This is a genomic window from Bradyrhizobium sp. 45 (assembly GCF_023073155.1).
Classification (GTDB): Bacteria; Pseudomonadota; Alphaproteobacteria; order Rhizobiales; family Xanthobacteraceae; genus Bradyrhizobium; species Bradyrhizobium canariense_D.
On the sequence record NZ_JADPIX010000051.1, the window covers coordinates 64,363 to 87,854 of the forward strand.

Sequence of the window (23,492 nt, forward strand, 5' to 3'; positions counted from 1 at the left end):
GATATGTCGATCGAAGCGGAGACCTTTCTCCACGTGTTGCTCCGTTCCATATCATGATGCCCATTCGGCCGCCTTTGCGTGTTTGTCTCCTTTCCCGCCTTCGCTTTGTTACGTGAAAACGACGGTCTTCCGTCCGTTCAGCAGCACGCGGTCCTGCAAGTGAAGGGTCACGGCCCGGGCAAGCACTCGCCGTTCGATATCGCGGCCCTTGCGCACGAGGTCATCCGGCCGATCCGCGTGGGTAACATGTTCAACGTCCTGGGAAATGATCGGCCCCTCATCGAGATCCCCCGTTACATAGTGCGCAGTCGCGCCGATCATCTTCACCCCGCGCTCATGTGCCTGGTGATAAGGCTTGGCCCCTTTGAAGCCAGGCAGAAAGGAATGGTGGATGTTGATGCAGCGACCGGAAAGATAGGCTGAGAACTCGTTTGAAAGGACCTGCATATAGCGCGCAAGAACGACCAGGTCCGCGCCGGTTTCCATTATTACTCCCCTTATCCGTTCCTCCTGTTCCGACTTCGTTTCCTTAGTGACTGCGAAATGATGGAATGGAATCTCGGTGGTCATCGAAAGACCCAGCGCCTCGCGTGGATGATTGGAGATGACGCCGACACATTCCATATTCAGTTCTCCTATTTGCGCCCTATAGAGCAGATCGACGAGGCAATGATCGACCTTGGAGACAAGAATAAGCACTTTCCGTTTCTGGTCGGCCGGTCGCAATGTCCATTCCAGTTCGATGCGTTTCACCTCCTCAGCAAACCGACCGATGAAATCCTCGATCGGCCTTTCCATCGAAAACGCAACGCGCATGAAGAACTTACCGGTCTCGAAGTCATCGAATTGCTGCGCCTCGTTGATGTTTCCACCGTGGCTCGCGAGGCGCGAGGCTACAGCAGCAACGATTCCCGGCCGGTCCTCGCAATGCAGTGTCAGAATGTAATCTTTCAATTTCTTACCGTTTGTTTTGGAGACAATGACCGTTATTTCCGCCTATCACTCTCTAGGATTGACCATTCTGATCCGATTGTAGACTGCCGGCACCTGGAGTTTCCTCAAACTCGATCGGGCATCACCGCGCCTTGCAGACGCTCGTCGATGTAGCACCTGCAAAGCTATATGCACGATACGTTCTTGGGATTGCCGCAACGACAGACTTGTCCAGCTATGTCGATCCGCAGGCTCAAGCTGGCCGTAGCGATCCATGGATCGAGATCTGTTATGGAGGTTCTTGCGCACTGATGGCCTGAAAGATTTCGAAGAGGACGCGGGGTTTGACGAGTGTCTCCGATCAGCGCACAGGCCCTCACACAGGACAGGGCTGCCACCAAAACTACCTCAAAGGACTAGTGTCTATTCCTACGCCGGTTACTTGTATTCAACTGGACGCCATCCGATTCAGGCCGAGGATTTCGCGCGCTTCTGTTGGAGTAGCTGGTTTTCTTCCGTATATTGACGCGACATCTACGACCTCTCGCACAAGATCATGACTGGTGGCGGCAGTTCGTCCGTCGGCGTGATAGACGTTATCTTCTAGTCCGACCCTGACAGAGTCGCAGCCGCATGCCAAACCAAGCGTAGCGAGTTTGAATTGGTCCGGACCAGTGCCTACTATCCCCCACTTCGCGTTAGGGAACAGGAGCTTTCCTTCGTCGATGCTCTGAATAATCATTCGCGGAACTGGAGGAGTGCCGCCAAATCCGCCTCCGTGGAGAAACCACAGATAGTCGGCGTTGGCGTCGAAGACGCCATCATCAGCGAATCTCTTCAATCGGTAGAGTACTGACGATGTAATAACCTCGAACTCGATAGTTGCCCCAACGCGATGCGTATATTGGATCGCTTTGCATAGCCAATCGGCGCTGTTCACAAACGGACGCTCCACTGGTTGCCCGCCCCATGGATGGTAGAAGTCCATTGAGCCAGTGGCTGCGCCATAGAGATCCGGTCGAGGTTGGATGTTTAGAAGCGCCAGTCTGTCTGAATCAGTGGGCCGAATCCACTCGCCGGTCTGGGCATCTTTTCTTGCCCCAATGCCATTGGTTGTCTGAATTAGAACATCCGTACGCTCCCGGATCAGGCGGATCGTCTCGGAAAATATCTGGACATCCCCTGTGGTCACACCTTCCGCATCCCGTGCATGGAAATGGACGACTGACGCCCCTGCCTCGCGACACTTTTCCGCCTCCTCCGCAATCTCTTTCGGAGTCACGGGAATGCGGGTAACTTCTGTCGATTGCTGATAGCCGCCATTCAGCGCGGCAACGATCACCACCGGTGTCATTCATTCCTCCTTCTCAATTACAAGAGTGTTCATCCCAACCTTGATCAACTTTCGTGTATGCATCGATCGCAGCGCCTTCGGAATACTCACGAAGAGCGACATGCATCTTTCAAGTAGTCGTAGCTCGAGCACAGATTGATATTGTTCTCGGCTTCAATTGGCTGAGATATCAGCTCGAGCAGGCGGCGGTAGGCGTACCGATCGAGTAAAGCATTGCGTGGGCCATCATCAAACCGGCGCTGACAGCGAACTTCTGAGGTACCCGCGCCATAGCGTTCGCGCTGCGGCAATACTCCCCTCCCATGTTTCCAGACACTTTATTTTTCTCCTTCCTACAACTGACCGATCCCTCTTCCTCCAACCCAATTGGGCAAACGCTCGCTCAAACCGCCAGTAGCAGGACGGGCTGACTCTAAGGGCGGGGCACCCAATCGAGAAACTCAGGTTTCCAATCTCTGCTATTGATGTTGTGAATGAAGGCCCCGAGGAATTCGGCGGTCTGTTCATCTTCGAGTGACGACGAGATCAACCGTTGCGATCGAAGGCTCATGCTCCACAATGAACCGCTAGAAGTCCTCGCGAATCCTGGGCAGATACGCGCTGACGCGAGGAGATATCCTCGCCAACGCGTCCGCAACCGTATCACGACAGGCGCGGCTCCGATCACCGTCATCGTGGAGCAGTAGATTGAGCGGATGATCGACTTTGTGGATACGGTCGTGCTGCTCAAGCGTGGACGGATCGCTTGGGTGGGCTCAACCCACGAACTGAGGACGCAAGACGAGCTGATTGAGCGCTACATCGGGGTCGGACTTCGCTCGTAATTGTTGCAGGCTGCGGCGATCACCTTTAGACGCTGGCAGTTTGAGAGAGCGTCGCCGCAGGGGCCGACGTCCAGCGCGCGGATGATCTAGATGCATAACTGTTGCCAGAGTCCTGGACCGGGGCTGGACATGTTGAGCCGCCCCTTTGCGAAAGCTATCGAGGGCCGCCTGCCGCGCAGACAGTTCCTCATTGCTGATCCGACATCTTCAAGATGGGCGGCAGTCGGAGGAGCAAGATGAGCCGGGCCGGACAGATCATGATAGAGGGCCTCGACCTCTATGCTTATCACGGTCATTTCGCGGAGGAGGAACGTCTTGGCCAGCACTTCATCATCGACCTCGTGCTCGACTGCGATTTGCGCGCTTCCTCCTTCAGCGACAACCTGGCTGACACCGTTGATTACGGCGCCGTTGTCGCGCTTCGTGACGACGATCTTCTCGGCGCGCCGCTTCAAACTACTCGAAGCGGCCGGGCGCGCTATAGCCGAAGCGATCTTCGCCGCCTATCCGTCTGTAATCGCGATCAGCATTGCCTTGCGCAAGCCCGCTCCGCCCATTCCCGCCCGGATGGCGGCCGTTGGCATTAAGCTGGACTTCCGTCGTGAGAGCTAAAGCCACAGTCGGCGGAATTCGGAATTGGCATTGGCGGCACCGCTTCGCGATCGGCCATGACGCAAGAAAGGTCTGTCGCGCATTGCCGGCTCAAGCAGATTTTTTGCATCTGAGCTAAGTGACTATCCTGCCAACATGCTGAAAGGCGACGGGTGGCAAGCACCATCAAGCGCGGAAATACTTGGCATTTACAGAATTCGTTGGTCCGTCCTTGGTCGGCCTCCTAGAACTAGAGCGCTATTTGCGCGCTGCCATCGAATGCAAGCGCGCTCGGTAAAAGGTCCCGGAAAGAGGGTCGCAACGCATCCAGGGGAGGACGCATTAATGTCGGTTCGTCACTTTGTATTAGGTGCTGTTTTCACGCTGGGCTTTGCTGCGGGTGGCAGAGCCGCTGACCTGCCAGTCAAGGCCGCTTCGCCACCGCCGGACGTGCCGTTCTTTTTTGTGATCGACAATAGGGTATCGTTTTCGTGGATGCCTAAGGGCACAACCCCCAGCATGTTCACCGTTAACCCAAACGGGACGATCACAGGCACCACTGCAAAGCAGGTTTACTCTTTCACGCACTTCGATGCGTGGGCTTACGGCACCAACTTCCTGAACATTTCGATGTTCAAGTCAGGTCATAACGACGCAGCGTCACCGTGCATCAATGCCGGATTGACCGTCAATTTCACGCCAGGAAACTGCGCAGGCGAAACGGAAGTCTATGGCTTGTTCCGAAGCACATTCGGATGGAATGAGATTTTCAACACTAAGGCCTTCAGTGTCGGACCGTTGCGCGACATTTCGTTCGAAGTTGGCGCGGATGCCGATACTGACAATCTCTATCTGGGGGCCGCCAAGCGTTCGATGGTCGCCGGACTGCAATTCGCCTTCGATCTTCCGTACAAGGGGTATTTCAACGTAGCTCCCCTGGCTTACAAGGAGATCAACCACAACGCTTTCAATCAATGCGGGAGCATTTTTGCGTTCAGCCAAGTGCCCGGACTCGGCTGCAACGTCGACGGAAACCATGAGTTCAGAACGACTTGGGCGATCGAGACCAACTACTACATGGATTTGGGCTTTTTGCCGCCGAGCTTGCAGTATTTCTCAATCAGCGGTCGCGCCGCATGGTATGGCCCCAAAGGCGACGCGAATGGTCTTCCCGCCTTTTCCGGTTCGGGTCCACTCAGCACCGCCACAAAGGTTGAGTTCAACAGCGAACCGATCCGCTTAACTTTTGACGCCAGCAAGGCTGCGCTGGGTGAAAAATATACTCATTTCGTTGATCTCTGGATCGCCTATCGCTACTGGCAAAACAAGTACGGCTTCGATCACAACGCCACGCCGAGAGTTTGCACCATCGCTGCAACCGGCCAAAGCACCAACAGTTGCACTGAATCGACGGTCTACGGCGGCATCACTATGAAATTCTGAGCCACCTCTTCTGTTCTCCCGGTGGAACTTAAGGCGCCGCGATGACCCCGCGGCGCCCGTTTTTCAAGGGACGTCTCTGATGAAAGTACAACGGCCGCTGACCTCCCGACGAAGATGCTGCGGGACTTTTGCGGCATCAGACTGCGGATCGCAGGGGATCGAAGTGTCAGGTAGCGAGATGCTTGCGCACTCGCTTCAACGTGTCATGTCCCTGCCTTTCGCGACACCGACCGCATTCATCGAATCGCAGCGGGCCGGTGTGCAGGGGATCGTTCAGATATTAGCCTCGGCCAGGATCAACATCGCACGATCGTTGAAGCGATTCAAACTCCACAAGATGGGAGGGCTCAGGCTCTCACTATCGAACATTCATTCGCAGCAACTCGCTATCTAAGGCTTGTGCTGGCTTCAGACCGGCACTCGAGCCCCATGCCCTCTCTCACGCTGATAAAAAACCCCGCGTTTTAGATAGGACACCATGACTGTGCGTATCCTCGACGGTCGGGCAATTGGGAGAGCAATTCGGACTCGGATCACGATCGATGTCGACGAACTTACCCGGTTTGCCGGCGTCGTACCAGGACTTGCCGTGATCCTGATCGGAGGAGACCCCGCCTCCCGTGTCTACGTCACTAACAAGATGAAAGCGTGCGTCGATGTCGGAATCCGCTCGACTCTGATCGAGTATCCGGACGATGTGCCGGCCGAAGTCTTGATTGAGTCTATAAGGCGGCTGAACGAGGATCCGGTGACGCACGGCATCCTCGTGCAACTTCCTCTCCCCCCGCATCATGACGTTCGTGCCGTCTTGCACACGATTTCCGTAGAGAAGGATGTTGACGGCTTTCATCTGTACAATGTTGGTGGGCTGGTCGTCGGCGACACGATCTTCTCGCCTTGCACACCCTTTGGCGTGATGAAAATCCTCGACCACGCCCATATTCCCCTCGAAGGCAGGAACGTCACCATCGTCGGCGCGAGCAACATCGTCGGCAAGCCGATGGCACTGATGATGATGCGGCGCGATGCCACGGTCGCAGTGTGCCATGCAAAGACACGCGATGTCGCGCAGTACACAATCCTTGCCGATATCCTCGTGGTTGCTGCGGGCGTCCCCAATCTGATCCTGCCGCAGATGGTGCGGACCGGCGCGGTGGTTATCGATGTCGGAATCAACCGGCTGCCGGACGGACGCCTGGTCGGCGACGTCGACTTCGAGGGAGTGAGCCGGAAGGCCTCTTTCATCACACCCGTGCCGGGTGGCGTCGGGCCCATGACGGTCACCATGCTGCTCGTCAACACCCTGTCGGCGGCCCGCCGCTTCGTCGAGCGGACACGCGGACCGATCCTCCCACCCGCTCATTCAGAAGACATCACGTAGTTGGCATGGAAAAGGGAGGCACTGATGAAACCGATGATTATTACCACACCAGCAAGTTACTACACGAGCCGCTGGGGCCTCCCCGAAATTCCCAACGCGACCGACGCGAGCATGTCCTGAAAAGAAACCTGCTACATTGGAAACTGGTCCTTGCTTCGGGAGCACCGCTTCAAGGGGCCCAACGCGCTCAAGCTCCTCTCTGAGACCTCCGTGAATAGTCTTGCGAAGGTCGACCCGAATCAATCCAAGCACGTCATCCACTGCAACGACGACGGCAAGGTCAGCCACGAGGGCATTTTGACGCTGCTCGGCGAACATGGGCTCGACCTTTCCAGTTATTCGGCCCATCGTTGGTCAATGCAGCGAGAGAGGCTCACGCTCTCGGTAACACCACGGCTATTGCAGATTACCTATCGGTTTCAATGGAGCCGCTCGCAAAGGTTCGAAGCGCGGCTAAACTGTCGGGGCCTGTGCTATGAGCACCCGTGTTGCTTACAGCGCCTAAAAGAGAGCACTAGGTAGGAGCGGCGAGAGGCGCCAGCCGCCCGAGGGCGGCGCCTTTACGATCAGCCAGCAAGTAACGCACATGGTAGACAGCAGAAATCCAACTAACCAGCGACATGCTCCAAGAACACCTCCGGTCGACCTGCAGCATCTTCGATTTGCAGTGGCAGCTAGTGACTACGGGAGCCTTCGCAGAGCTGCGGACATCCTCTCGGTTCGGCATTCTGTGTTGAGCCGTTCGATTGGCCAGTTCGAGGACAGGGTCGGCGTCGCGCTGTTTAAGCGCTCAAGCGGAGGTGTGAAGCCAACCTTAGCCGGTCGAACTGTACTACGAATCGCGAGGCTTATCCTCGAGCAAGTCGATACTCTGGTTGAAACGGGGCGACATAGCGGTCGCGGCGAGGTTGGCCGTATTTCCATCGGCTTCTGTACCTCCATATCCGCCGGCAACCTCCGAGCTACACTGACCGAATTCAAGGACCGCCATCCTCGGATCGAAATAGCAACTGTCGAACGGTCGCGAACGCGGCTCGCAACGGCTCTGCGAAATGGTACGGCGGACGTTCTGATCGTAACTGGGGAAGTGCCGTTACGGGACAATAACATTCGCTCGCTCTGGAGCGAGCGAGTCCTGGTCTCTCTGCCGGAGGATCATGCATTGGCAGCGAGCCCTGTAGTTTATTGGACGGATCTCCGGAGCGAGACCGTCCTGTTAAGCCAGTACGATCCCGGACGCGAGCTTGAGGACCTTCTGATATCACACCTTGTTTCTCCCGCGGATCGTCCAAAGATCGAACGCCACGACGTCAGCCGAGGTATAATCAAGAGTCTTATCAGCATGAAGCTTGGGATCAGCTTAGTACTGGAATCAGATATTGGCGCGAGCTTCGCTGGCTTGGTTTATCGCGAACTGCGTGGCGAAACAGGGCCGACGCGTGTAGATTTTTCTGCACATTGGCGCGCAGACAACGAAAATCCCGCCTTGAACAGCTTTCTCAGACTTTTGGCCGAACGCTACCCCTCGCCCACTTCTCGCGAATGAGCCACACGCCGTAGCTTCGCAAAGCCGCGGTCCGTCGCCATGAACCGCGCCAGCATCGGTGCGATGAGCTTACTAGGATCGCTGATGGGCTGACCGGATTCGCCTGCAAGTGCCTTCGCGTAGACAACCAGATCTCGATGTACGGATGCTGGCAATTCAATGCTGAGCTTGACGGGCTTGTCGTCAAGTAAAGTTCCAATCTTGAGCTTAGCCATGGCTGCCGTCACCTTTTATATGGCTCGAGAACGAGATCGCGATTGACAATCACGCGCACCGGGAACCCCGGACGGATGGTCAGCGTCGGCTGAATATTGAGGCTGCGACGAACAACCTGCTGGCCGGTTTGATTCAGCGAGTCCCCCGCTCCGTGCCGCAGTGCCTGGATAATGGCACTGTCATTGCTATTGGTGTCAGAACCCGCACCAAGCTCGGTACCGACGGCCAGCAGCGTCGACAGGGCAGCAGCTTTGAGCAATTCGCTCCAATGGTTGTCGACTTCGTCTTCGAGGCCGGCATATCCTGCCGCGTCTGCACCCGGCTGCCGCTCCAGAACGATCGAACGACCGTTCGGCATGATAAGGCGGGTCCAGACCAACAAAACGCGTGACTGACCGAACGCAACCTGACTGTCGTAGACCCCGATCAAGCGGGCCCCTTGCGGGACGAGCAGAAGGCGCCCGGTCGGCGAATCGAATACGTTTTCTGTTACCTGCGCGGTGACTTGGCCGGGAAGGTCTGACCTGATGCCGGTGATCAGTGCTCCCGGAATCACTGTTCCAGCCTGGACAATGTATGGCGAAGCGCGCCTGCTGACGCGGTCAGGGCTTACCGTGCGGCGATCCACAGAAGCGTTCACAAAGGCAAGTTTTCGGTCCTGCGCGTTCTGCGCAGATCCATCGTCGCTGGCGCCCATTGCGTTCGGCGGCACGACGCGCTCGCCTCCAGCTGCCGTAGCGGCAGGCGGACGCACTTCTCGCCCGTTGGTCGAAGCGAACAGATGGCTGTTACGGGCCGCCTCGCTCTCTTGATCCCGGCGTTGCTGCTCCGGATCTCTGCCGGTCGTCGGCGACTGGCCTTGAGCGGCCAAGATCGGTCGACCGAGGTCGCCTGGGAGCGGTGGACCAAGCTGCGGCACGGTTTGGCGTGAGACCCCACCGTAATCCTTCGGTAGCGCCTCGATGCCATCGGCGAGATTGTGATGATCGGTGCTATAGAGCTCGTCGGTCGTCTGGTTGCGTGGGCGATTGCTTTGCAATGACCACAATACGGCTCCGCCGATAACCAGCAGGGCAACCGCGCTCCCTCCCGCCAGTACCTTGCGAGACAATCGGGTGACCCGCGGAGGTTCGGCTCGGAGGCGGAAGCTCCTGGATTGCTCCTCCGGTGCTTGCCGCGAAATGACCCCCTCCGGATTATTTTCGTTCTGCGTGCTCATGATGACGGCCTCCCGTCAGTCCTGACGATCCTGACCTTCTGTTGATGCTCACCGCCGAGCCGCAGTTCTGCAGCTGCAAACAGCCGGTCCACGATCAATACATTGCCGTAGGCGCGATAGTTGACCAGTTCGGTCTTGCCGTCGGGGCCGATCACGAAGAGCGGCGGCATCTCGCCTTGCACGATGCCTTGCGGGAATTCGATATAGACCTTTCGGCCGTCATCATAGGCCGCGAGCGGCCGCCAGGGTGGACTGTCGCCCTCGATCGCGTAACGAAAGACACGCTGCGCCGGATCTGGAATTGCAGGTCTGACGGCGACTGAGCGCGATCGTTCGCGAACCGTTTCCGGATAGTACCAGGCAACAGATGGCATGTACGGCCGTTCGCGAGAGCGGAGCTCGATCAGGTAGGTGCGCCGGTCGGTATTGACGACAAGATTGGTTTCGATCGAAGCCCGGGTCGGCTTCACCAGGATATGGACGCGACGCGTGTCCCCGCTCCCGCTCTCCGTATCTCCCACGACCCAGCGCACGGTATCTCCGGCCGCGATCGGTCCAGATCCCGTCAATTGCTCTCCTTCTTCCAGCGCAATGTCCGTGATCTGTCCGGGAGCGGCGTAGACCTGGTAAAGCGCCCCGGGGCTAAAGGCGTAAATCTGCGCGGCATTGAAATACCCCTTTTTGCGCGGCTCGACCCGCGCCGCACTATTTGCCGTCTCAACTCGGCTCACGGGTTCAGCCTCTTCCTTCGCCCCCGACTTGCCGCCGAGAACCGGTTTCCAAAGCGGTGGAACGTGAAGCGGGCGAGCTCGGTCGCTAAGAGACGCTGGAGGTGCTGGCAATGGCGGGACCTCGGCGTCATAGCTGATTTCCGGCGGAATGTAGGTGGCGCATCCAGCTAGGGCGGATGTGCTAAGCAACAGAGCAGTAAAAAGGGCTCGCCTCAAAGCCGCGAGCTTGCTCGAGCTGAACCTGCGGTATTGGATCGGACCTTTTGAACATATGTTACGCATCGTCTTGATCACTGCCCCAGCTCCTTTGACCAGTTGATGGCGCGGACGTAGACGCCAAGCGGATTCTTGCGCAGCCGTTCGGCATCTCGCGGCGTTTCGATTGCGACAGTGAGAATTGCGGTCCAGCGCTCGGTCGCGCTCAATGAGCCGTTCTCGTAAACACGTTGGGTCCACGCCACCCGGAAGCTTTCCGACGACGCACGGATGACGCTCGACACGTCGACGGAGATCTGCGCCTTGCCCAACTTGGCGAAGGGATCGTTGTTGCGCGCAAAATCGTTGAGCGCGGCGGCGCCACGATCGGTAGTAAAGTCATAGGCCCTAAGCCAGTTCTGGCGCAAAACGATGCCGTCGGCCGGCAGGCCTCTGACGTCCTCGATAAAGCGCGCCAGGTGATAGGCGATCTGAGCATCTGTAGGCTGATAATCGATGTTGGCTGGCGCAACCCGCTGGGCCTGGCCCAGGCGATCGACCTCGACGACCCATGGCGTGATTGATCCTCGTGCTGACTGCCAAACAAGTCCACCGGCCAGGCCGCCCGAGAGCATGAGGCAACCGAAGGCCATCAAGCGCCAATTCTTGGCCTGCACGCGCGCAGATCCAATGCGTTCGTCCCAGACTTGCGCTGCTTTTTGGTAGGGCGTGGCCGGCTCGGGCATGCGCCCGTAGTGAACGGAAGGTCGTCTGAACATGGAGAGTTGCCCCTGAGATCGAGTGATTGGTTTCGTGTCGCGGTGTCCGGTTTGACGCCGCTGCTGGCGCCCGGCGAACCGGCAGGTTGGCTCCCTGTCAGCGCTCTCCTTCCGAGAGATCGACAGAAGAGCCGCCGCCGCCATGACCACCAGAGCGAACAGCATGAGCGGCCGCCGACGCGCCGTCCCGAATGGTCTGGGCCCGCTTCATGCGCCGGGCCCAATCGGGTTGCCCCTCGGTGGACGTACTCGCAGCGGGCTCACCCGCTTGCCCGCCGCCGCGGAATGTGGCCGCGGCTCGACGTAAAGGGCTCATCGCAGCCGAGCCACCTGCCTCCGCGACGCCAGCAAGGCCACCACTTCGATACGCCGCGGATGTGCCACTCACCATGGCAGCCCCACCGCGCCCCGCACCTGCGAGCGCACCACCAGCAAGACCAGCGCCACCGGCGGCAAGGCCGGCGCCCGCCGCAACAACGCCGCCGGCAGCAAGGCCCGTCCCAATCGCGGCGCCGGCGCCGAGCTGGGGTCCGCCCGATACCAGGCCGTTTGCGATTCCGGGACCGAAGATACCGAGCCCCAGCAAGGAGAGGGCCGCGAGCACCAGGGTCATGGCATCTTCGATTGTAGGCTGCGCGCCGCCAAAACCGGCCGTGAACTGTGAGAACAGCGTTGAGCCAATGCCCACGATGACGGCTAGGACCAAAACCTTGATCCCGGACGATATGACGTTGCCGAGGACCCGCTCCGCCGCGAAGGCCGTCTTTCCAAACAAGCCAAAGGGAATGAGCACAAAGCCGGCCAGCGTCGTCAGCTTGAACTCGATCAATGTGACGAAGAGCTGGATCGCCAAAATGAAGAAGGCGAGCAGCACCACGACCCACGCGAACAGGAGAACGACGATCTGAACGAAATTCTCGAAGAAGCTGATATAGCCCATCAGGTTCGAGATCGAATCGAGCATCGGCCTTCCGGCATCGAGCCCGACCTGAGCGATTTTTCCCGGCCGCAGGAAGTCTGACGCGGAAAGGCTTGAACCGGACGCTTTCAGACCAAGCCCGGCAAAGCTCTCAAAAACAATGCGCGCCAGACTGTTCCAGTTGCCGATCAGATACGCAAAAATGCCAACGAATAGCGTTTTCTTGACAAGACGCGCGACGATGTCCTCGTCCGGGCCCCAACTCCAGAATAACGCGGCAAGCGTGAGGTCGATGGCGGCAAGCGTTGTCGCGAGATACCCGACCTCACCACCCAAAAGCCCGAAGCCGTTATCGATGTAGCGGGTGAATGTCTCAAGGAACTGGTCGATGATGCCGGTGCCGGTCATGGCTTAGCTTCCTCGGGCACGCCGACGGACGGATATCCTTGCTGCATCCGGCTCTGATCCTTTGACACGGGTGTCACGGCGGTTTCTGCAGCGGCAGCACCGTCCCGATTGACAAAGAAGCGGCGGCGGTTTTCAGCCCATACCTTATGGCAATGCTGATAGTCCCCTGCATCTTCGGAAGAGACGGTCCGGCAGCGCGCAAGCTCGGACCGGTCAACGTCTTTGGTCTGCTCTGCCTTCGGCGCAGAGCTATTTTCTCCGCCACGAAGCTGGATCACGCAGCCTGCTAGGACCAGAACCCCGACTGACATGAGTAGCGATAGCGCTTTGAATGGGCCTGTATCGGTCATCAGTGGAACATCCGCACGTCCTGGGATTGATAGCCCTGCCCTGGCGTCAGAAATCGCCGCAGCTGTTCGCGACCCTGGTCCTGGGCTGCGGCGCGCTGCGCCGCTTCAAGGCTCTGTGCCCTGCCCTGCGCAGCCACAGTGGCGGTAAGATCGGCGAGTTGCTGCGCCTGAAGCGCGAGGATCTGGTTGCCGGCCTGGGTCGCCTGCAGGGCGCCGCTGGCACCCTGGCTTGAGGTCACGAGCGCCGATGTTTGGACGCGATTGGTGTCGAGGTTCCCAACAACGCCAGCCTGAACCCGGAGCGCGTCCTGCAACGCGGCGACAGAATTCTGCCAACGTGATTGAGCATTGGTGATCAGCAGCTGGCTGGATTGGCTGCCGTTGGCTGGCGCATAGCTGGCCGAGAACGCGCGATCGATCTGCTGGACGTCGTAGGCGATGCGTTGGGCTTGGCTCAGCAGCTGCTGGGTTCGCTGGATCGATGATTGCAGTTGTTGGAGGGAGGAATACGGCAGGCTCGCCAGATTCCTGGCCTGATTGATCAGCATCTGCGCTTCGTTCTGCAACGAGGTGATCTGGTTGCTGATCTGCTGCAGCTCGCGCGCCGCTGTCAGCACGTTCTGGACGTAATTGTTGGGATCAAAGACAATCCACTGCGCTCGTGCGGGCGCCGTGACGCAAAGCGTCAGGGCGATCGTGCCGGCGGCGGCAAATAGACCAAGGCGCCTCATTGCGATTTCTCCAGATTGACGAGACTGGGAATCAGGTCCGTGGCCCAGGCGACGCCCCGGTGCTGGAGCCAGGCCGGCACGAAGCCGTCAGTTCCATGCTCGGCGAGGAGCTGTGCGATGGTCGCCTGGTCTGTCTTGGATGAGGCCGCCGTGAATGCGAGCGCAACTTCGCCTAGGCCAAGCTCGAACATCCGATTGCCGCGACGGGACTGGCAGTAATAGTCGCGCTTGGGCGTCGCCCGGCTCAGAAGCTCGATCTGGCGGTCATTGAGGCCGAAACGGCGATAGATGGCCGTAATCTGCGGTTCGATCGCCCGCTCGTTCGGCAGCAATAGTCGTGTTGGGCAGCTTTCGATGATCGCCGGCGCGATTGCCGAGCCGTCGATGTCCGAAAGCGATTGGGTGGCGAAGATGACGGAGGCATTCTTCTTGCGAAGCGTCTTCAGCCATTCCCGGAGCTGGCCGGCAAAATCGTCGTCGTCGAGGGCGAGCCAACCCTCATCGACAATGAGAAGCGTCGGACGGCCGTCGAGACGATCGCCGATGCGATGAAACAAGTAGGCCAGCACGGCTGGCGCCGCGCTCGTTCCGATCAAGCCTTCGGTCTCGAACGCCTGGACTGATGATTCCCCAAGGCGCTCGAATTCAGCATCAAGCAAGCGCCCGGACGAACCGCCAAGGCAATAGGGTTGAAGAGCACGCTTCAAGAAGTTCGATTGCAGGAGGACTGACAGGCCCGTCAGGGTGCGCTCCTGTATTGGCGCCGACGCGAGAGACGTCAGGGACGACCACAGATGGTCCTTGACCTCTGGGGTGATCTCGACCTTTTCCCGCGCCAGGATGGCACCGATCCATTCGGTGGCCCATCCGCGCTCGGAAACGTCGTCGATCCAGGCCAGCGGCTGCAACGCGACCGCTTGATCGCCTCCGTCCGACAAGGCACCGCCGAGATCATGCCAATCGCCACCCATGGCGAGCGCGGCCGCCCGGATTGAACCGCCAAAATCGAACGCAAAGACCTGGGAGTTCGGGTAACGGCGGAATTGCATTGCCATCAGGGCAAGCAGGACCGACTTGCCAGCTCCTGTCGGCCCCACCACCAGCGTATGGCCAACGTCACCGACGTGGAGCGAAAACCGGAATGGGGTTGATCCCTCCGTCTTGCCGAACAGGAGCGGCGGGCCGCCAAAATGCAGATCGCGCGCCTCGCCCGCCCACACGGCCGACATCGGAATCATATGGGCGAGGTTGAGAGTTGAGACCGGCGGCTGCCGCACATTGGCATAGACATGCCCGGGGAGACTGCCGAGCCAGGCTTCGACGGCGTTCACCGTCTCGATCATGCAGGTGAAATCGCGGCCTTGAATGACCTTCTCGACCAGGCGGAGCTTTTCATCGGCAGCATTGGGATCGGCGTCCCAAACCGTGATGGTCGCGGTGACAAAGGCCTGTCCGATCTGGTCCGAACCCAGTTCCTGCAGGGCAGCGTCGGCGTCGAGCGCCTTGTTGTGAGCATCCGTATCGAGCAGCGTCGAGGCCTCATTGGTCATGACCTCCTTGAGGATGGCGCCAATCGATTTTCGTTTGGCAAACCACTGCCGCCGGATCTTGGTCAGCAGCTTGGTGGCATCAGTCTTGTCCAGCATGATTGCTCGGGTCGACCAGCGGTACGAAAATGGCAGGCGATTGAGGTCATCCAAAATTCCAGGCGTCGTCGCTCCCGGAAAGCCGACGATGGTGAGAACGCGCAGATTGGCTGATCCCAGCATCGGCTCTAGCCCGCCGGTCAGCGGCTGGTCCGCCAGCAGCGCATCGATGTACATGGGAATTTCGGGCACGCGAACACGATGACGCTTGGTCGAGATCGTCGAGTGCAGGTAGGTCAGCGTGGCCTGATCATCGAGCCATGCGCATTCCGGCATGAATCCTTCCAGAAGCCCGAGCACGCGGCTGGTTTGATCGATAAAGCCGCGAAGTACCTCGCGAGCATCGGCTCCAACGGTCCGATCGCGCCCTTCATAGAGCAGTCGCTCTGCCTTGGCTGCGCCCTCCTCCGGAGGCAGATAGAGGAAAGTCAGGAAGTAGCTGGACTCGTAGTGGGCGCCGGCCTCCTCAAACTGAGCCCTACGCTCGGCGTCGACCAATGCAGATGCGACGTCCGGAAATGTGCTCGGAGGATAGCTGCCGGCAAAATGGCGCTGCGCCTCAACGAACACGGCCCAGCCGGATCCCAGGCGGCGAAGTGCATTGTTCAGACGACCGGCGACCGCGACAAGTTCAGCTGGCACCGCGCTATCGAGGTCGGGTCCACGGAACTTCGCTGTCCGCTGGAAAGAGCCATCCTTGTTCAGGATGATGCCCTCGTCGACGAGGGCTGCCCAAGGCAGGAAATCGGCAAGACGCGCATTGGAATGGCGATATTCGGCAAGGTTCATCATGACCGAGAACTCAGAGGTTGAGATGACCGGGAATGCGCAGATGGCGCCGCACGACATCCACAAAGGCGGGATCGCGCCTGGCGGCCCAGACGGCGGCCATGTGGCCGATGAACCAGAGGACAAGACCTGCGATCCAGAGCCGCAGTCCGAGTCCAAGAGCTGCCGCCAACGTGCCGTTGACGATGGCGACCGCCCGCGGCGCACCGCCCATCAGGATCGGCTCGGTAAGCGCACGGTGAACCGGCACGACAAAACCTGCGGCCGCCTCGTCCATCAGATCACCACGCCGCCGCCGAACGAGAAGAACGACAGGAAGAAGCTAGAGGCCGCAAATGCGATCGACAAACCAAACACGATCTGGATCAGCCTGCGGAAGCCACCTGACGAATCCCCGAACGCGAGCGTGAGTCCGGTTACGACGATGATGATAACGGCGATGATCTTGGCGACCGGCCCCTCGACCGACTGCAGGATCTGATTGAGGGGCTGCTCCCATGGCATGTTCGAGCCGGCCGCCCATGCGGGCGCTGTCGTCAGAACAACCGGGCTGACAATCGCCAGCAAAGCAGCTTCTCCAAGGATACGAAATCGTGGACGCATGTCAGTCTCCTGCTGATGAAAGGCTGTAGTCGCCGGCGGCACCAAGCCCCGTCACGAGAGCGAGTTCTGCGAGGCGACGATCGGCGCCGCGCCCCGCAAGCACGGCGACGACGTTGATGGTCTCGGCGATCAGGGCACGCGGAACCGTGATGACCGCTTCCTGGATCAGCTGCTCAAGACGCCGCAGAGCGCCGAGCGCACTGCCTGAATGAATGGTGCCAATGCCGCCGGGGTGACCGGTGCCCCACGCCTTGAGAAGGTCGAGAGCTTCGGCCCCGCGGACCTCGCCGATCGGGATGCGGTCAGGACGGAGGCGCAGCGAGGAGCGGACGAGATCCGACAGCGTGGCTACGCCGTCCTTGGTCCGCAGCGCTACAAGATTGGGCGCCTTGCACTGAAGTTCGCGCGTGTCTTCGATCAGAACGACCCGATCGGAGCTCTTTGCCACCTCGGCCAGGAGCGCATTCGTCAACGTTGTCTTGCCGGTCGATGTCCCACCGGCGACAAGGATATTCTTACGAGCGGCGACCGCACCCTTCAGGATTGTGGCCTGCTTCGAGGACATGATCTCTCTGGCGACGTAGTCGTCGAGCGTAAAGACGGCGACAGCAGGCTTGCGGATCGCGAACGCCGGAGCTGCCACGACGGGAGGCAAGAGACCTTCGAAGCGCTCCCCGGTTCCGGGCAATTCGGCCGAGACCCGAGGCGCGCCGGCATGCACCTCGGCACCGACGTGATGCGCCACCAGGCGAACAATGCGCTCGCCATCTGCTGCGGACAAAGTTTCGCCTGTATCGATCAAGCCGCTCGACAACCGATCGATCCACAACCTCCCATCCGGGTTCAGCATCACCTCGATGATCGTTTCATCCTCGAGGTAGCTGGCAATCGCCGCGCCAAGCGCGCTACGCAGCATTCGCGCACCGCGCGAATTCGCTTCCGATTGGATGGAATGGATTGCCACCGACGTCCCCACCGAATGAGGACCTCCACAGCGGGCCCTCAGGTGGGGATGATTAGAAAAGGCATCAATGGGCTTGGCGCAACGAGCGCTTTCGGTGATGGTAGACTGGCGTAGAAAAAGAAAGACCGAGAACCGATGTTTGAGGCTTACTCAATCGCACCGGGTCGCTTGCGAGTTGCTGCTCACCACTCGGCCTCATCATACGCGCTCATAGTATGACCGTGGCGCCGGCGCTATTCATTCAATCACTGCAACGTCCGCCTGCGGTGTGATCGGGCCAAAGCGCTATACGCGACTGCGTATATTAATATCCTATACGCGATATCGTATATTTATCGATATACGCATCCACGTATATTGACATTTTATACGCGTTCCCGTATCAAGCTCCAATGGATACGATCGCTCGCACCCCGCAGCAGCTTGGCGCCGCCATTAAGCGGCACCGCCGGCAAAAAAAACTCACCCAGCGCGGCCTAGGCGACGAGATGCACGCGCGCCAAGCGACTGTCTCGAAGCTGGAGGCCGGCGAACCAGCGACGCAACTGCGCATCCTCATGGATGCGCTGGCCGCGCTCGACCTGGAACTGGTCCTCCGACCACGCACGAAGGTGTCGGCCAAAGCCATCGAGGATCTGTTCTGATGGGACGCCGTCCTATCCGAGCGCCTCTCAACGTCTACCTGAACGCTCGTCTGGTCGGGCGGCTGCGGCGGGAGAGCAGCGGCGCCATCGATTTCCAATACGACGAAGCCTGGCTGGGATGGGAGAACGCCATCCCGGTCTCGGTATCGATGCCTCTACGCGAAGACCGCTATATCGGTGACCCCGTCATTGCAGTCTTCGATAACCTGCTTCCCGATAACGACGACATCCGCCGGCGTGTCGCCGAACGCGCGCATGCCGGCGGAGCCGATGCTTACAGCCTGCTTTCCGCGATCGGCCGCGACTGTGTCGGCGCCCTGCAATTCCTTCCGGATGGAACGGCACCCGGAGCGGCGGGCGCGATTGACGCTCGCGTCGCGAGCGACCAGGACATCGCGGCGATCCTTGCCAATCTCGCCAACAATCCGCTCGGCATCGGTCCCGATCAGGAGTTTCGTATCTCTCTGGCTGGAGCCCAGGAAAAAACCGCCCTTCTCTACTGGAAGGACAAGTGGCATGTGCCGCACGGCACGACCGCCACCACGCACATCATCAAACCGCAGATCGGCAGGTTACCGAGCGGCGTCGACCTGACCCACAGCGTTGAAAACGAGCATCTCTGCCTGAAGCTCGTCGCCGCGCTCGACTTGCCCGTCGCCAAGTCGCGCATCGTTGATTTCGCGGGGAGGCGCGTGCTCGCCGTTGAGCGCTTCGACCGCACATGGGCGCACGACGGACGGCTTCTGCGCCTGCCACAGGAAGATTGCTGTCAGGCGCTTTCCGTCCCGCCCGGGCGCAAATACGAATCGGACGGCGGCCCGGACATCCGAAATATCTCTGATCTCCTCAAAGGCAGCGATACACCGGCGACCGACCAGGCGACCTTCTTCAAGGCACAAATCGTTTTCTGGCTTCTGGCGGCTACTGACGGCCACGCCAAGAATTTCAGCATCCACCTCTCGCCCGGCGGACGATTCGTCCTCGCGCCGCTGTACGACATCATCTCAACGCAACCGAGCCTCGATGCCAAGCAGATCACGCAAAACCAGATGAAGCTCGCCATGGCGATCGGCAATAGTCGCCACTACGTAGTACACACGATTCTCGGCCGACATTTCGTGCAAACCGCAAAGACTTGCGGCCTGCCCGACAGCGTGGTTCGCGGTATCATCGAAGAGCTCGCGGATACGGCTGGCACGAAGATCGACACAACGATTGCGAAGCTGCCGAAGGATTTCCCGCAGGCGATGGCAGAATCCATCGCGACCGGCGCCAAGCGACGCCTCAACAGCCTCGTCACGACGGAGAGTGGCGCTTAGGTCGCGCGGGTCACCACTCCACCTCGCCGTCCGATTGCTCGCAGAAAATGCTTGCTTCGACCACATCGAAAGCGCTGACCGGCATGGTGGAAGGGACTGAATTCATCCAGCAAGCAAAGGATTGGATCCAAGGTAGCCCGAACCAAACCAACGCCGCGATCTGCAGCGCTACGTTGAGACTGAACGCGACTTGATAAGCCAAGATCGACCTATGGCCATCGTTCGTGGACCATTGCTCCAGGATCACTCCGGTCGCATATTGTGCCAGAAATGCCCACCCAAAGTGCAAGACGTTCAAGGCGCCATTGGCACGGCCGGCAAGCTCCGACGGAAAATAATCAGCTATCACGGCAAAGCTGACCACAGTTGCCGTTCCGATGATTGCGACAACCGACCAGGGCAAGATGGACGGCAGAGGTACTCGCAGGATCAAGGCTAGCTCGGCTGCGATAAACAGCACGGCCAGCATCGCGAATATCGTCTCAGCCGTGAGGCCTGTTCGTTTGACGTGATGGATCGTCATACCGAACAACCAGGCACTGCCGCTGAGAAAGATCGACATGATGAACAGCTGTCTGACGAGGCCTGCGCGATCGAGCCCCTCCACGTCTGCAAGCCACGGTGATGCCCACAATCCCTGCAGCGACCAAGCTGAACCAACGCAAGTCGCCGACAACGGGGCTATCCGCCAGAAGCGCCTGTCGCTGAAAACGGATCCCAGGGTGGCGGAGACTGGTGCTTTCGATGGGATAACGCGTTGTTCTGGAACTACGACATAGATGAGGATCGCTGTGGCACCTGTCGCAGCCGCCAGGACCTCAAAGAGCTGCCGCCGGCCCATCCAAGCGAGCAGGTGTTCGAGGGGAACTGTGGCGGTCACCGCTCCTAGTGATCCCAGCATGATCATGTAGCCGTTGAGCAAGGCAACTCGCTCCCTGGGGAACCAAAGGATGATGGACTTAAGTCCTGCCGTCAGCGCCCCCGCGACGCCAAGCCCGATCATCGCACGCGCGATCAAAAACGACAGGAAGCCGGTCGATACGGCGAACAGTCCGGCGCCCAGTGCTGCGAACCAGAGCAGCGCGCTCTGGACCCGACGCGGACCAAAGCGGTCCAACAATATACCGACCGGGATCTGAGCCGCCGCAAAGACCAGGAAATAGACTGACGTAAGCAGTCCGAGGTTGGCTGACCCAAGCCCGGCATCCGAGCTGAGATGACTCACGATCAAGGCGTTGATCGTCCGAAATAGATACGAAAGATAGTAGCCAGCAGCAAACGGTAGAAATACGCGCACGGTGAGACGCCACGTCCTTGTAACTTGCATGCCGACCCTCTTGCTCATCAACTCATTCGAGCCGATAGCGCGTCCAGCTTTTTATAGGCTCGGCTGAATCACTTTGGTCGTAGGCTGGCGTAGAAAAAGAAGGGTTCGCGCGATGGCGCATTGAGAGCGATCAGTCAGGTCCGCCGGCGGGCTCCTGACGGACGATATCTTCCGGTATCTCACGCAGAAAGCTCTGCCCCTTTTGCAAACGACGCCCGAGCGCCTCGACAAATCCTTCAAACCGCTCCCGGCCTTTTGCCTGTGCAGCCGCCTGCGCGTCGTTCGGTAGCGGTGGCGTAACCGTCAGCCAGAAACGGACGAAGAGAGCCAGGGTCTCGGCTGTCAAACCAACGTCACGCTCCAGTCTCTGCATCTGACGCGACAGCCGATCCAGGCGACGGGTAAACGCCGCCTCCCGCCTGTCCGATCCATCCGGCGACAGAAACGAAGCAACGGCCGCCTCCACGATCGCAGACCGCGAGAGCTTCTGGCGATCCGCCAGATCCGAGACCTGCTTGAGAAGCTCCGGCGGGAAATACACGTTCATCCGGTCGCGCATAGTGTCTCAGAGCTCCATGCCGTCATTCGGGTCCATAGCGGCTTGACGGGCGACGCCGCGCATTTGCTGACGGAGAAGCCGGGACTGGCGGACCGCGTCCTCGTCGTCGTCAAGAACGACGGCAAATTCCTCGGCCGGCGTCGGTTCGGCCGTCTCCTTGGCGATCGCGACGTGATCGGGGAGTTCGGGCTCGCGACGAAGGCCGCTATTCGCCGAATCTTCCTCCGCTCGCCCCCTTTCGCTTGGAAGCGACGCCGGCTTGGGCGCTCCCAATGCAGACCATCCGTCCGTTCGCGGTGACCGGCCGGATGCGGCTGGATCGGGCGGCGGCAAGACCCGCTCGGTAAACCGCCGATCTTCATAGTAGCGAGCCTTCCGAGCTCGAATCGGCGGCGTACCCGCCACCATGACGATCTCGTCCGACGGCGAAAGCTGCATGACTTCGCCAGGAGTCAGAAGCGCGCGCGCCGTCTCCTGCCGCGAGACCATCAGATGCCCGAGCCACGGGTTTAGCCTGTGTCCGGCATAGTTTTTCATCGCGCGCATCTCCGTCGCCGTACCAAGCGCATCGGATACTCGCCTCGCGGTCCGCTCGTCATTGGTCGCAAAGCTGACCCGGACGTGGCAGTTGTCGAGGATGGCGTTGTTGGGCCCATAGGCCTTCTCGATCTGATTGAGCGACTGCGCGATCAGGAAACTCTTGATCCCGTACCCCGCCATGAAAGCGAGCGCGGACTCGAAGAAATCAAGCCGCCCAAGCGCTGGGAACTCATCCAGCATCATCAGGATGCGATGCCGCCGTTCACGGGCGTGCAGATCCTCGGTCAGGCGCCGGCCGATCTGGTTTAGCACCAGGCGGATCAGCGGCTTGGTCCGCGAGATGTCGGAGGGTGGCACCACCAGGTAAAGCGTCGTCGGCCGGCTATCAGCGATCAGATCTGCAATCCGCCACTCGCAACGTCGGGTCACCTGGGCCACGACAGGATCCCGGTAGAGCCCGAGGAACGACATGGCAGTGGACAAGACGCCGGAGCGTTCATTCTCGGATTTGTTGAGTAGTTCACGTGCGGTCGAGGCGACCACGGGATGGGGGCCATGCTCGCCGAGGTGTGGCGTGGTCATCATCGCCTTCAGCGTCGCTGCGATCGGCCGCTTCGGGTCCGACAGGAAGGCGGCCACGCCAGCCAAGGTCTTGTCCGCCTCGGCATAGAGGGCATGGAGAATGGCGCCGACCAAGAGCGAATGACTGGTCTTCTCCCAATGGTTCCGCTTGTCGAGCGAGCCTTCGGGGTCGACCAGGACATCGGCCACGTTCTGAACGTCGCGAACCTCCCACTCCCCACGACGGACCTCGAGAAGCGGATTATAGGCTGACGACTTTGGATTCGTCGGATCGAACAGCAGGACGCGGCCATGCCGCGCGCGAAAGCCGGCGGTCAGTTGCCAGTTCTCGCCCTTGATGTCATGAACGATGGCCGAGCCGGGCCAGGCCAGCAACGAGGGAACGACAAGACCGACGCCTTTGCCGGATCGGGTGGGCGCGAAACACAGGACGTGTTCCGGTCCGTTATGCCGGAGGTAGTCGCGGTCGAGCTTACCGAGCACCACGCCATCTGGACCGAGGAGCCCTGCCGCTCGAACCTCTCCCGCATCAGCCCAGCGCGCCGAGCCATAGGTCTCGACATTCTTGGCTTCGCGCGCCCGCCAGACCGACATGCCAATCGCCACGGCGATCGAAATGAATGTCCCCGACGCCGCGATGAAGGCGCCCTCAACAAAGACGTGCGGCGCATAGGCGTCGTAGACAAACCACCACCAAAAGAAGACAGGCGGGTAGTAGACTTTGAAGGCCGCCAGTTCGAACCAGGGACGTCCCAATTCGGGCTGCCAGGCGAGCCGCCAAGCCGTCCACTCGGTCGCGCCCCAGATGGCCAGCAAGACGATCAGGCCGACAACGATCACCTGTCCCCAGAGGATCTTGGTTCCAGACATCGCGAAAGTCCTTTGCGCAACTGCAGTGG

The 23,492-nt window shown here is 59.7% G+C and carries 23 protein-coding genes; 6 read left to right on the forward strand and 17 right to left on the reverse strand.

Features of this window, described 5'->3' with window-relative positions; genetic code table 11:
- Positions 1-108: 108 nt before the first annotated feature.
- The 3 genes from purU to IVB42_RS09055 all read right to left on the reverse strand — a co-directional run bounded on the left by purU (position 109) and on the right by IVB42_RS09055 (position 2,577).
- On the reverse strand, positions 109-954 hold the full coding sequence (purU, locus tag IVB42_RS09045; RefSeq protein ID WP_247470041.1) for a formyltetrahydrofolate deformylase: 846 nt from the start codon (positions 952-954) through the stop codon (positions 109-111).
- Between the two features lie 427 nt (positions 955-1,381).
- Positions 1,382-2,287: a 3-keto-5-aminohexanoate cleavage protein gene (locus IVB42_RS09050; RefSeq protein WP_247470042.1), complete on the reverse strand. Its 906-nt coding sequence runs from the start codon at positions 2,285-2,287 to the stop codon at positions 1,382-1,384.
- A gap of 86 nt (positions 2,288-2,373) precedes the next feature.
- On the reverse strand, positions 2,374-2,577 hold the full coding sequence (locus tag IVB42_RS09055) for a hypothetical protein (RefSeq protein ID WP_247470044.1): 204 nt from the start codon (positions 2,575-2,577) through the stop codon (positions 2,374-2,376).
- Positions 2,578-3,347: 770 nt separating this feature from the next.
- Here IVB42_RS09055 and IVB42_RS09060 point away from each other — a divergent pair.
- The 4 genes from IVB42_RS09060 (at position 3,348) to IVB42_RS09075 (ending at position 8,072) form a co-directional block, all read left to right on the forward strand.
- Entirely contained in the window at positions 3,348-3,698 is a 351-nt protein-coding gene (locus IVB42_RS09060; protein ID WP_247470046.1) for a dihydroneopterin aldolase, read from the forward strand.
- A 349-nt stretch (positions 3,699-4,047) separates the two neighbouring features.
- On the forward strand, positions 4,048-5,145 hold the full coding sequence (locus IVB42_RS09065) for a hypothetical protein (RefSeq protein WP_247470048.1): 1,098 nt from the start codon (positions 4,048-4,050) through the stop codon (positions 5,143-5,145).
- A gap of 478 nt (positions 5,146-5,623) precedes the next feature.
- A complete protein-coding gene (locus IVB42_RS09070; RefSeq protein WP_247470050.1) occupies positions 5,624-6,526 on the forward strand; it encodes a tetrahydrofolate dehydrogenase/cyclohydrolase catalytic domain-containing protein in 903 nt (300 codons plus the stop codon).
- 586 nt (positions 6,527-7,112) lie between these two features.
- Complete coding sequence (locus tag IVB42_RS09075) at positions 7,113-8,072, forward strand: LysR family transcriptional regulator (protein ID WP_247470052.1); 960 nt, start codon at positions 7,113-7,115, stop codon at positions 8,070-8,072.
- On the opposite strand, the gene IVB42_RS09080 is transcribed toward IVB42_RS09075, so the two are convergent.
- The 11 genes from IVB42_RS09080 to trbB all read right to left on the reverse strand — a co-directional run bounded on the left by IVB42_RS09080 (position 8,045) and on the right by trbB (position 17,574).
- Positions 8,045-8,287 (reverse strand): DUF2274 domain-containing protein, encoded by a 243-nt coding sequence (locus IVB42_RS09080; RefSeq protein WP_247470054.1) that lies wholly within the window; start codon positions 8,285-8,287, stop codon positions 8,045-8,047. The genes IVB42_RS09075 and IVB42_RS09080 overlap by 28 nt on opposite strands.
- A gap of 8 nt (positions 8,288-8,295) precedes the next feature.
- Positions 8,296-9,507 (reverse strand): TrbI/VirB10 family protein, encoded by a 1,212-nt coding sequence (locus IVB42_RS09085; RefSeq protein WP_247470055.1) that lies wholly within the window; start codon positions 9,505-9,507, stop codon positions 8,296-8,298.
- A complete protein-coding gene (gene trbG / locus IVB42_RS09090; protein ID WP_247470072.1) occupies positions 9,504-10,520 on the reverse strand; it encodes a P-type conjugative transfer protein TrbG in 1,017 nt (338 codons plus the stop codon). The genes IVB42_RS09085 and trbG overlap by 4 nt, the downstream gene beginning before the upstream one ends.
- A gap of 8 nt (positions 10,521-10,528) precedes the next feature.
- Positions 10,529-11,212: a conjugal transfer protein TrbF gene (gene trbF, locus IVB42_RS09095; protein ID WP_247470074.1), complete on the reverse strand. Its 684-nt coding sequence runs from the start codon at positions 11,210-11,212 to the stop codon at positions 10,529-10,531.
- Positions 11,213-11,309: 97 nt separating this feature from the next.
- Positions 11,310-12,539 (reverse strand): P-type conjugative transfer protein TrbL, encoded by a 1,230-nt coding sequence (trbL, locus tag IVB42_RS09100; protein ID WP_247470056.1) that lies wholly within the window; start codon positions 12,537-12,539, stop codon positions 11,310-11,312.
- Entirely contained in the window at positions 12,536-12,889 is a 354-nt protein-coding gene (gene trbK-alt, locus IVB42_RS09105) for a putative entry exclusion protein TrbK-alt (protein ID WP_247470057.1), read from the reverse strand. The genes trbL and trbK-alt overlap by 4 nt, the downstream gene beginning before the upstream one ends.
- Positions 12,889-13,620, reverse strand: a complete 732-nt coding sequence (trbJ, locus tag IVB42_RS09110) for a P-type conjugative transfer protein TrbJ (protein ID WP_247470058.1) — start codon at positions 13,618-13,620, stop codon at positions 12,889-12,891. The genes trbK-alt and trbJ overlap by 1 nt, the downstream gene beginning before the upstream one ends.
- A complete protein-coding gene (gene trbE, locus IVB42_RS09115) occupies positions 13,617-16,058 on the reverse strand; it encodes a conjugal transfer protein TrbE (RefSeq protein ID WP_247470059.1) in 2,442 nt (813 codons plus the stop codon). Before trbE ends, trbJ begins: the two co-directional genes overlap by 4 nt.
- 10 nt (positions 16,059-16,068) lie before the next feature.
- Positions 16,069-16,332: a VirB3 family type IV secretion system protein gene (locus IVB42_RS09120; protein ID WP_018454774.1), complete on the reverse strand. Its 264-nt coding sequence runs from the start codon at positions 16,330-16,332 to the stop codon at positions 16,069-16,071.
- Entirely contained in the window at positions 16,332-16,622 is a 291-nt protein-coding gene (locus IVB42_RS09125) for a TrbC/VirB2 family protein (RefSeq protein WP_018454775.1), read from the reverse strand. The genes IVB42_RS09120 and IVB42_RS09125 overlap by 1 nt, the downstream gene beginning before the upstream one ends.
- 37 nt (positions 16,623-16,659) lie before the next feature.
- On the reverse strand, positions 16,660-17,574 hold the full coding sequence (gene trbB / locus IVB42_RS09130) for a P-type conjugative transfer ATPase TrbB (protein WP_247470060.1): 915 nt from the start codon (positions 17,572-17,574) through the stop codon (positions 16,660-16,662).
- Positions 17,575-18,014: 440 nt separating this feature from the next.
- On the opposite strand from trbB, the gene IVB42_RS09135 reads away from it, so the two are divergent.
- Together IVB42_RS09135 and IVB42_RS09140 are read left to right on the forward strand one after the other, a co-directional pair.
- On the forward strand, positions 18,015-18,266 hold the full coding sequence (locus IVB42_RS09135; protein WP_247392253.1) for a helix-turn-helix domain-containing protein: 252 nt from the start codon (positions 18,015-18,017) through the stop codon (positions 18,264-18,266).
- Entirely contained in the window at positions 18,266-19,585 is a 1,320-nt protein-coding gene (locus IVB42_RS09140) for a type II toxin-antitoxin system HipA family toxin (protein ID WP_247392251.1), read from the forward strand. The genes IVB42_RS09135 and IVB42_RS09140 overlap by 1 nt, the downstream gene beginning before the upstream one ends.
- Before the next feature lie 10 nt (positions 19,586-19,595).
- Here the strand turns inward: IVB42_RS09140 and IVB42_RS09145 are convergent, their stop codons facing one another.
- From IVB42_RS09145 to IVB42_RS09155, 3 genes are all read right to left on the reverse strand, one after another.
- Positions 19,596-20,912 carry an MFS transporter gene (locus IVB42_RS09145; protein WP_051112976.1) on the reverse strand — a complete coding sequence of 439 codons (1,317 nt, stop codon included), beginning with the start codon at positions 20,910-20,912 and terminating at the stop codon, positions 19,596-19,598.
- A 130-nt stretch (positions 20,913-21,042) separates the two neighbouring features.
- Positions 21,043-21,471, reverse strand: coding sequence for a CopG family transcriptional regulator (locus tag IVB42_RS09150; protein ID WP_018454780.1), 429 nt, complete (start codon positions 21,469-21,471; stop codon positions 21,043-21,045).
- A 6-nt stretch (positions 21,472-21,477) separates the two neighbouring features.
- Positions 21,478-23,463: a conjugal transfer protein TraG gene (locus tag IVB42_RS09155; RefSeq protein ID WP_247470061.1), complete on the reverse strand. Its 1,986-nt coding sequence runs from the start codon at positions 23,461-23,463 to the stop codon at positions 21,478-21,480.
- Positions 23,464-23,492 lie beyond the last annotated feature (29 nt).